Raw genomic sequence first — 10,557 nt, 5'->3', positions numbered from 1 at the left:
CTCGATAACAGCAATGGCGTCCTCACCGGCGCCGCTGGCGTGACCCTGGATCTGCTGGGGACGTTGACCAATACCAACGGCAAGCTGTCCGGCGTTGGCCCGCTGCTGATCCAGCGCAGCGCGCAGATCAACAACCAGGGCGGCGAGCTGTCCAGCCAGGGACTTTTGACGGTGCTGACCGGTGGCCTGGATAACAGCAACCACGGCACGCTCGGTGCCACTGATACGCTTACCCTCACGGCCACCGGCGCCGTGCAGAACGGCAATGCCGGCCTGATCGCCAGCGGTAATGGCGATCTGCAAGTGCAGGCGGCGAGCCTTGGCAATGCCAGGGGATTGTTGCAGGGCAAAGGCGCGGTCAATCTCGACGTCAGCGGCGATATCGACAATCAGAGCGGCAAGGTGATCGCCCAGGAGGGTCGGCTGTTCATCAAGGCGGCCAATCTCGATAACCGTGGCGGTGTGCTTTCCAGCGTCAGGAGTGCACTGGAAACCCGCGTTGTCGGTGTCCTGAAAAACGGCTATGACCTGACCAACAATCGCCAGAACGGCAGTATCCAGGCCCAGGGCCTGAATCTCAACGCGCTCGTTGGTATCGACAACTATGGTGGGCGTATTGCCGCTCGCGCCGGGGAGGCGATGCTCACCACCACCAACCTCGACAACCGCAATGGCGGTCTCTACGCCAGCGGCCTGGTCAAGGTCAGTGCCAACAACGTCGACAACAGTGGCGACCTGGGCGGGCAGATTGCCGGGGGCCAGATCGATCTGGGCCTGGGCGGCAGCCTCAACAACCGCAAGGGCATCATCGAGAGCGACAACACCTTGTCGATCAGCGCTACCGGTCTCGACAACCAGACCGGCCAGTTGCGTGCCCTGGGCAGCAATGGCAAGACAGCGTTCCGGATCGGCGGCCTGCTCGATAACCGCAACGGTACGCTGGAAACCCGCAACTTCGACCTTGGCCTGGATGCCGGCAGTTTCCTCAACCAGGGTGGCAGCCTGCTGCACGCCGGCCTTGGCACCTTCGATATCTCCATGGCCAACCTCAGCAGCGCCGGTGGCACGCTGGTGACCCGTGGCGGCCTGACCCTCGGTGCCGACAGCTGGACCAACAGCAGCGTGATCCAGGCCGGGCGCCTGACAATCAATATCAACAACCTGTATCAGACCGGCAGCGGGCAATTGCTGGCGTCCAACAGCCTGACCGGCAACGGTGGCAACTGGACCAACGATGGCCTGATCGCCAGTGACGGCACCGTCGGCCTGAACCTGGGGGGCAGTTATGCCGGCAGTGGCCGCCTTTCCAGCCTCGGTACCCTGGGTCTGCGCGCGGCGCAGTTGAACCTGGGTGGCAACACCAGTATCGCTGGCGGTGGCGATACCACGATCAATGTCGCCGGCGTCTTGAACAACTTCGGTCGCCTGACTTCCGCCGCGAACATGAACCTCAGCGCCGGCGGTATCAACAACTACGGGACACTGGGCAGCGCCCAGCGACTGACCACCACCACGGGCGCATTGCTCAACGACCACGGGCTGGTCTTCAGTGGCGGTGACATGGGGCTGCGCGTCGATTCGTTGAACAACTTCTACGGTAACATCAACAGCCTCGGCAATCTTGCCGTTGACCGCGATGGTCTGGGCAACTGGGCAGGCAGCATCGTCAACCGTTCCGGCTCGATCCAGAGCGATGCCAGCATGAGCCTGGTGGCAGGCTCGATTCAGAATATCCGTGATGTGCTGGTGGTGAACAACGCCGGGTTGTATACCGCGAGCATCACCGAGCTGCCGTGCAACCGTCTCTATGTCGGCGACTGCAGTGGCGGTAACCGCAACGGCCTGTTCGAGGTGGTCCAGCGCAGCAAGCTGGAGGTGATGCCCGGGGCGAGTGCCGCGGCGAGCATGACTTCCGGCGCCAACCTGGTACTGCGCGGTGGCGATTTCCTGAACGCCAGCAGTACGGTCGCGGCCACCGGCAGCCTGACGGCCCAGCTCAACAACCTGGTCAACCAGGGGGTTGAAACGGGGGATACCGAGGACCGCCGTACCTATGTCACCGCCCGTCACGCGTTGGGCGGGCGCCAGCAGGAAGCGGCGACTTTCACCCAACAGTACTGGTATGAAAACCCCGGCTACAATCCCACGGGGCTTGAAGAGGCGCTGGCGCACTTCCTGGGGACGATCGAAAGCGAGGTCGGCGCGCTACATAGCACGACGCAACTGGCGGTGGGCAATCAGTCCTATGCCGGTATCATGCAGGCCGGTGGTGCGGTGAACATCGCTACCCTGAACAACTTCGACAGCTCTGTCGTGCGACCGGGGTTCAACTATGTGGGCAGCGGTCCGCGCACCAACACCGGTTCCTCGGGCAGCAATTTCTCCACCCACGTCACGGTCAACCAGCAACTGCCGCCGAACCTGGCACAGCAGCAGGTCAACCCGGTGGCTTTGCCCGGATTCACCCTGCCCACCGGCCAGAATGGCCTGTTCCGCCTGAGCGGGCAGGGCAGTAGCACGCCGACAGCCACCGGACCGCAAAGCTGGACCCTCGGCGGAGCCAGTCTCGGCTCCGCCCAACGCCAGCCCGCCCCGGGTGACCTGGCGGCACCGAGCACGATCGACGTGGGCGCGGCGGACCGTGCCCAGGGCAGCCAGAGCACCAGCATCACGCGAGTGCAGGGCTTGCCGGATACCTCGGGTAAATCCAATCCGCAGAAGTACCTGATCGAAACCAACCCGGTACTGACCGACCTCAAGCAGTTCATGAGCTCGGACTACCTGTTGTCGAATCTGGGCTATGACCCGGACACCAGCGCCAAGCGCCTGGGGGATGGTTACTACGAGCAGAAGCTGATCCAGCAGGCGGTCGTGGCCCGCACCGGGCAGCGCTTTATCGACGGGCAGACCTCGGACGAAGGCATGTTCAAGTACCTGATGAACAATGCCGTGGCCAGCAAGCAGGAACTGAACCTGCAGTTGGGCGTGACGCTGACTTCCGAGCAGGTCGCGGCGCTGACCCATGACATCGTGTGGATGGAGAATGCCACGGTCAATGGCGAGCAGGTGCTTGTGCCGGTGCTGTACCTGGCCAATGCCAACAACCGCCTGGCCGCCAACGGTGCATTGATCCAGGGCAGTGATGTGACCGTGATTGCCGGCAAGGACCTCAACAACGCCGGGACCCTGCGGGCCAGTAACAGCCTGCTGGCGGCCGCCGGCAACGACCAGGTCAACAGCGGTTTGCTGGAGGCCGGCGATCGCCTCGCCGCCCTGGCGGGCAACAACCTGACCAACAAGGCCGGTGGCATCATCGCCGGGCGTGACGTCAGTATCACCGCCGTCAACGGCGACGTGATCAACGAACGTACCGTGACCAGTCACCAGAGCAGCAACGGCTACCGGACCGAGCAACGGGATTTCGTCGACAACGCCGCCCGCATCGAAGCGGCCAACAGCCTCACAGTGAGTGCCGGCCGTGATATCAACAACAGCGGCGGAGTGCTGAAAAGTGCCGGGGATACCCTGCTCAGGGCCGGACGCGACGTCAATATCAGCGCCGCCGAGCAAGTGCACGGCAACAGCCTGGGTGACCATCATCGCGACGAAACGATTACGCAGAACGGCTCAAGCGTTTCCGCCGGACGCGACCTGATGATCAGTGCCGGGCGTGACTTGAGCGTGGTCGCCAGCCAGATCGACGCCAAGCGTGACGTGGCGTTTTCGGCCGTGGGCGACCTGACCTTGTCTTCCGCCGCAGACGAGCAGCATTCATATGGCAAGACCAAGAAGGTCACCAGCCAGGAGGATCATGAACACCAGGTGGGCTCCAGCGTGACGGCCGGCGGTAACGTGCTGATGACGGCCGGCAAGGACCTGGAGCTCGTTGCGAGCAAGGTCGCCGCGGGGGGCGAGGCCTATCTGAGCGCTGGCGCCAACCTGATACTGCAGAGCGCGGCAGATGAGGACTACAGCTTCTACAGCAAGACCAAGAAAAGTTCTTCGGGCAAGAAGAGCCGCCTGGATGAGCTGGAGAGTACGACCAATATTGCCAGCTCCGTCACTGGCGGGACCAATGTCACGCTGGTTGCGGGCAATGACCTGGTCGTCAAGGGCAGTGAGGTCGCGGCTGAAAAAGGGCGCGCCCAACTGACCGCTGGCAACGATGTACAGATTCTCGCAGTCACCGATTCCACCAGCGTTCGTCATGAGAGCAGCAACAGCAAAAGCGGTTGGGGCGGCCTCAAGTCGAGCAAGGTTGCTGACAAGGTCTCGGAAACCCAGACCACCGCGGTGGGCAGCCTCATCTCGGGCAATACCGTCGAGGTGAGTGCCAAGCGGGATGCGACCATCACCGGCTCGGCCCTGGTCAGCACCAAGGACCTGACCGTGCAGGCGGGTCGCGACCTGACCATCAACGCGGCGGAAAACACCTTTACCCGCGATGAGATGCACAAGGAAAAGGGACATGATTTCACCGGTATCCTGACGGCCAACAAACTGGGGATCGACGACATCACCGGCAACCAGCACTTGAACATGAGCAGCGGCAGCCATAACGGCCAGGCCACGCAAACGACCCTGACCGGCAGCACCATCGGCTCCAGTGCCGGGAATGTCAGCCTGAGTGCCGGGCGTAACCTCGGCGTGGTGGCCAGTGACCTGGTCAGCACCCGCAACATGAGCCTGACCGGTTCCAACGTGAGCATCGTCGCCGGCATGGAAAGCTCCAGCCAGAGCAGCCAGGACAAGTCCTCCAGCCTGGGCGTCGGTCGAGTGATGGGTGGTTCGGTGATCGGCACGCTGAACACGATCTACAACCTGCGTGAGTCCATCGAAGCCACCAAGAAGATCGATGACCCGCGGCTTCGGGCGGTGAAACAGGCGCAGTTGGCGATGCAGCTCAACGATATCGATCCGGCCGGCATGGCTTCGGACGTCAAGGATGCGCTCTCCAACTATGGTGACAAGAAAGGCGGCAGTGGTTCGCTGATCAAGATCGGCACGGAGCTGGCGAACACCCACAGCAGAAACAGCAGCCAGCAGGACAGCCAGACCGCCAGGCAGAGTTCGATCAATGCCGGCGGAGGCCTGACCATTATCGCCACGGGCAATGCGGCCGGAACGGCTGGTGATATCCATGTGGTCGGCAGTACCCTGAAAGCCACCAGCACGGTGCTGGACGCCAAGAACGACATCACGCTGGAAAGTGCCCAGAACACCACGGACAGTTCCAGCCATGGCAGCAACAGCCGTACCGCGATCGGCGCCAGTTTCAACCTCGGCGCCCAGAACGGCTTCACCCTCGACCTCGGCGCGCAGGTGGGCAAGAACATGGGGGACGGTCATTCGGTCACCCAGGTCAATACCACCCTGGACACCGGTTCCCTGGTGCTGCGCAGCGGCAAGGACACCACGCTGGCAGGGGCCCAGGTCAAGGCTGACAGCATCAACGCGGTGATTGGTGGCAATCTCGATATCAGCTCGCGGCAGGACACCGAGAGCCAGACCAGCAAGCAGAGCAGCGGCGGGATGGGGGCCAGTATCTGTATTCCGCCGTTCTGCTACGGGGCGACGGTCACGGGTTCGGCCAACCTGTCCGCCGGTAACACGAACAGTGACTACAAGGCCGTGACGGATCAGAGCGGCCTGTTTGCCGGCAGCGGTGGCTACAACATCTATGTCGGGCAGAACACCACCCTGCAGGGCGCGGTCATCGCCAGTGATGCCACGGCCGACAAGAACCGGCTCAGCACCGATCGCCTGATCGTCAGCGACATCAAGAACAAGAGCGAGGCCAGTAGCCAGTCGGCGGGCATTTCGCTTTCCTACAGCAGCGGCGGTGATGGTCTCGGTTTCGGCGGTACGATACCGTTGGCACTCAGTGAGTCGGATCAGAGCAAGACCCGCAGCGCGGTCAGCGAAGGGACGATCATCGTGCGCAATGCCGCGGGCGCGAATGACCTGACCGGCCTCAATCGGGACACGGCCAACGCCAATGAAAAACTCGACAAGCCGGATGTAGGCGCCCTGCAGACACGCATGGAACTGATCCGCAGCTCGGTCGCGTTGACCCAGTCCGTGATTGGCAAGGTCGCCGAAGCCGAGAAGAAGAGTGCCGAGGATCGCGTGAAAAAAGCCACCAACGCGCAGGAACTCGCGGCGGCCAAGGACAATCTGAAAAACGTCAACGAGAGCTGGGCGACCGGCGGCGACAAGCGTGTGCTCGTCGATATCGTCAGCGGCCTGATCGGTGCGGCGCTGGGCGGGGCGGGCGGTGCCACGACCCTGGGTATCGTGGCCAATACCACGGCAGCCGATACCTACAAGCTGATCGGCGACTATGCGAGCCAGCAGCGTGACAAGGCTACCGACAGTGCCACCCGAGCGGCGTGGGACGAAGGCGGCGCGGCGCGGGTGATGCTCCATGCCCTGGCCGGCGGTGTCCAGGGGCTTGCCGGCGGGACGGTCGGCGGCAACGCACTGGGTGCTGGCGCGGCGGCGCTGACCGCCCCCCTGATTGCCGAGAAGGTAGCCCAGATGGATCTGCCGGTGGATGTGAAGAAGTCGCTGATCCTGGGGACTTCCGGCCTGGTCTCCGCGGGCGTCGGCGGTATCAACGGTGCCAGCGCCGGCATGCAGGAAGTCCAGAACAACTATCTCACCCACGAGGATATCGAGGTGCTGTCCCGGCAGTTGGCTGTCTGTGCCGCCGATAACACCGCTTGTCGCATGCGCGTGCAACTTGAGGCCAAGCGGCGAAGTGACCTCAATGATGCCGCCCTCATGGCTTGTCAGGATCAGGATTGCCTGAACGCACACATCAAACAGATCGTTGAGGGTGCCAAGAATTTTGGTCAGCTGTATGCCGCCGACCAGGCTCTGGATGCCAAGGACAAAACGGCCTTTGGCGCGATCAGCGATATCGAGACCAACAGCCTGCTGATCGCGGCCAATGTGGCGGCGGGGCTATCTGGCTACAAGGAGTGGGCCGTGAGCAACTGCGAGTCGATAGGCGCATCGGCCTGCCAGGGCAAGTTCACCGATGCGGTGAAAAGCGGGCAGTTCATCAACTCGAAAGGCCAGACGGGCGGCGGGATACCCGCCGCATTCGCGGGCTATGAGACCGTGCTGGGCAGTACCAAGCAGCCCCATGAGTATGGTGATGTTTCGAGTGGCTGCCTGGTTTCGCTCGGCGGGTGCGGCACATTGGACCAGGAATATGAAGCCCTCAAGCGCAACGCCGGGCCTGGTGGCGACGGTACGAAGGTGGTCGGCAGTGGCGACGTGAGTGAGTTGTACCTGATGGGGCTCAAGCTCGGGTATGTTGCACACTTGACGGATAAAGACAGCAAGAGCGTGATCAACGTGACCCTGCCTGGAATGCATGCCCTGGATCCCGGTTTCGTGGTGCGCACGGTGGTGCCCACGGCGTCGGGTGGCTTCGATATCGAAACCCATGGCTGGGGCACGGGCAGCAGCCCGTTGTTCAACTCCAACAGCTGGATGGCGGGCATGGTCTGGGGCGGTAATACCAAGTTCATTGAAAAGCAGGAGTTCATGAATAACAGCCCGGTCATCAAATACCTCAAGGACACGCCGTTTTTCAACTGGGGCGGTAGTCCTCAGCCCGCGGGGGGGAAATGAGACCCAACGGCGAACTGCGCCTGTGCGCCGTGCTGGTATGCGGCGGCCTGGTCCAGGCCCTGGTGATGTCGAGTGTCGACGCCCTGAGCCAGACCATTGCGTTCGCCATGGTGCTTTTCGGCGTTCTCGCCTCTGCTGTCGTGGGCATTCCGTTGTTGCTGCTGGGTGACCGTTATTGCCCGAGCCTGCGCTGGCGCCATTGGGTGAGCGGCCTGATCCAGGGTCTGGTGATCTACCTCTTCTTCGGCGGTTTTTCCGGCTCCTTGTTGAAAGTGGCGGTGGTGGGCGGGCTGGTATTGGGCATGGCGTACAGCCTGGCCATCTACTGGGTGGAGAACTGGCCGTCGAGGAACGGCTCGCCTGCGCGGCGCGGGTGGCGGTCGATCATTGCCGTGCCGGTCGCGGGAGGCTTGACCCTGGGCACGGTGGCTGTCGTGCTGTTCTTTGGCCAGGGAGAGGTCCTACCGGGCTTTGTCCTGTTTTTCCTGATCGGAGCACTGCTCAGCATGCTGGTGTGCTGGCCGCTGCTCTGGCTGGTGGAGCGGTTTCTCACCACGGGCTGGCGTTACGTCATCGGCGGTGGTGCCGCCGGTCTGCTGATCTGGATCATAACCGCCATGCCGTCGGTTCTGGAGATCCGTACGCCAGCGGCCAGGCCACCGCTGTTCTGGGCGGGGATGGCGATTTTCGTCGCTATTGGCCTGGTCGCGGGAGGGCTGTACACAGTCGCCCACTGGCTCGGCAAGCGTCGGCGTGATTCTTGACGCCCAAATCCCGCCACCTTATGATAATGCTATTAAATTGATATCAAATGTATCGAGGGATTGTGCATGTGGGTTGTCACCCTCGGGATGAGGTTTCTCGCGGCCTTGCCGTGCTGTGTTCGCCCCCTTCGAAATACCTCTTTCAAATACCCGGAGCATTCGCAATCGCCCGGGCAATAACGCATTGACCCCCGCTGAATCCAGGCCCTGTCCTTGACTGCGCCCGCGCAGACAAGCCGTGCCATGCGCGTGACCAGCCAATCGACTCACCCGTTTCGTAATTCCCCAAGCCCGATTTTCCAGGAGTGTGCTGCGTGAACAAATTGTCGCAGGTGATGGTGTCAGGGATGGCGGCAATCGTGCTGACATCCATCGCCGGTTGTACCACCCAGGAGACTTCCCGGGCGCTGCCGGTGCAGCAGGTCGAAAGCGTCAACCGGCCTTATGCCGGTGTACGCACGCCCATTGCCGTCGGCAAGTTCGATAACCGCTCCAGCTATATGCGCGGGATTTTTTCCGATGGTGTCGACCGTCTCGGCAGCCAGGCCAAGACCATCCTGATTACCCACTTGCAGCAGACCAATCGCTTCAGCGTGCTGGACCGCGACAACATGGCGGAGATCCAGCAGGAAGCGGCCATCAAGTCCCAGGTGCAGAAGCTCAAGGGTGCCGACTATGTGGTGACTGGCGATGTCACCGAGTTCGGTCGCAAGGAGACCGGCGACCAGCAGCTGTTCGGCATCCTGGGGCGCGCCAAGACCCAGGTGGCCTACGCCAAGGTCGCCTTGAACATCGTCAATATCTCCACCTCCGAAGTGGTCTATTCCAGCCAGGGTGCTGGCGAGTACGCGCTGTCGAACCGCGAGATCGTCGGTTTCGGCGGTACCGCCAGCTATGACTCGACCCTCAACGGCAAGGTCCTCGACCTGGCGATGCGCGAGGCGGTGAACAAAATGGTCGATGCCATCGACAGCGGCGCCTGGAAACCGGGCCAGCACTAATTCATTCGATAACAGGGAGTGCCAGGCCTCATGGGCAAAGTGTTCAGTTCAATGCGATTCATTGCCGTCGTCGCGATCAGCGGTGCGGTATTGGCGGGATGTAATCACCGGCCCACCACCCTTTATGACTGGGAAGGCTACGAGCCCCAGGTGCATCAGTACTTCGAAGGGCAGGCCAAGGAGGCGCAGGTACAGGCACTGGAAGCCGACCTGCAGAAGATGAAGGCCGCCAACCGTCCCGCACCGCCGGGTTATCACGCCCATCTGGGCATGCTGTACGGCAGCCTGGGCAAGGATGACCAGATGGTCCAGCAGTTGCAGACCGAGAAGGCACTGTTTCCGGAGTCGAGTACCTATATGGACTTTCTGCTGAGTAATGCACAACGAGGAAGCAAGCAATGAACCTGCGTCTGCTGAGCATTGTCGTCGGACTGCTCATGGTCAGCGTGTTGGGGGGCTGCGCGCGGCACACCACGAGTCTCGATTATGCCGCCTATAAAGAGGCGCGCCCGCGGACGATCCTGGTATTGCCGCCACTGAACGAGTCGTCTGATATCAAGGCGTCCTATGGCATGCTGTCCCAGGTCACCTATCCCCTGGCCGAGGCCGGTTACTACGTGATGCCGGTGGCACTGGTCAGCGAGACTTTCCAGCAGAACGGCCTGACCACGGCCAACGACATTCACAACACCTCGCCGGCCAAACTGCGTGAGATCTTCGGTGCGGATGCCGTGCTGTACATCAACGTCACGCAATACGGAACCCAGTTCCAGGTGATTCGCAGCACCACCACCGTGACGGCCAGTGCCCGCCTTGTCGACCTCAAGACCGGCACCACGCTGTGGACCGGCAGTTCCACCGCGACGAAAGCGCAGAATGTCAGCGTCGGCGGCAGCATCGCCGCGACGCTGATCTCGGCGGCGGTCAGCCAGGCCATCGATACCAGTACCGATGCCAGCTACCCGGTCGCGGGCGGCGTCAGTCGGAACATGCTGGCTGTCCGGCGCGGTACGGGCCTGCTGTACGGTCCGCGTTCGCCTCGGTACGGCTCCGATTGAAACCGGGCATGTTTTCGCCCTGAGCCCGGCAACCCTCCGGCGCTTGCGCAACGCAAGCGCCAATCAAACACGATCCATGTTCCTCGC

At 62.3% G+C, this 10,557-nt stretch carries 5 protein-coding genes; all 5 read left to right on the top strand.

Going from position 1 to position 10,557, the window contains the following annotated elements; all coding sequences use genetic code 11:
* Positions 1-7,647 (top strand): hemagglutinin repeat-containing protein (locus ACL9RJ_RS04630; protein WP_422764932.1); only part of this gene is annotated, 7,647 nt, incomplete at its 5' end.
* Positions 7,644-8,411, top strand: a complete 768-nt coding sequence (locus ACL9RJ_RS04625; RefSeq protein WP_017129741.1) for a hypothetical protein — start codon at positions 7,644-7,646, stop codon at positions 8,409-8,411. The genes ACL9RJ_RS04630 and ACL9RJ_RS04625, both read left to right, overlap by 4 nt.
* Before the next feature lie 335 nt (positions 8,412-8,746).
* Positions 8,747-9,412 carry a CsgG/HfaB family protein gene (locus tag ACL9RJ_RS04620; protein ID WP_042937266.1) on the top strand — a complete coding sequence of 222 codons (666 nt, stop codon included), beginning with the start codon at positions 8,747-8,749 and terminating at the stop codon, positions 9,410-9,412.
* A gap of 51 nt (positions 9,413-9,463) precedes the next feature.
* Positions 9,464-9,814, top strand: coding sequence for a DUF4810 domain-containing protein (locus ACL9RJ_RS04615; RefSeq protein WP_245223117.1), 351 nt, complete (start codon positions 9,464-9,466; stop codon positions 9,812-9,814).
* On the top strand, positions 9,811-10,470 hold the full coding sequence (locus tag ACL9RJ_RS04610) for a DUF799 domain-containing protein (RefSeq protein WP_017129738.1): 660 nt from the start codon (positions 9,811-9,813) through the stop codon (positions 10,468-10,470). Before ACL9RJ_RS04615 ends, ACL9RJ_RS04610 begins: the two co-directional genes overlap by 4 nt.
* Positions 10,471-10,557 lie beyond the last annotated feature (87 nt).

The sequence above is a fragment of the Pseudomonas sp. Mn2068 genome, assembly GCF_049319725.1.
Taxonomy (GTDB): Bacteria; Pseudomonadota; Gammaproteobacteria; order Pseudomonadales; family Pseudomonadaceae; genus Aquipseudomonas; species Aquipseudomonas gingeri.
This window is presented reverse-complemented; position numbering and strand designations above follow the sequence as displayed.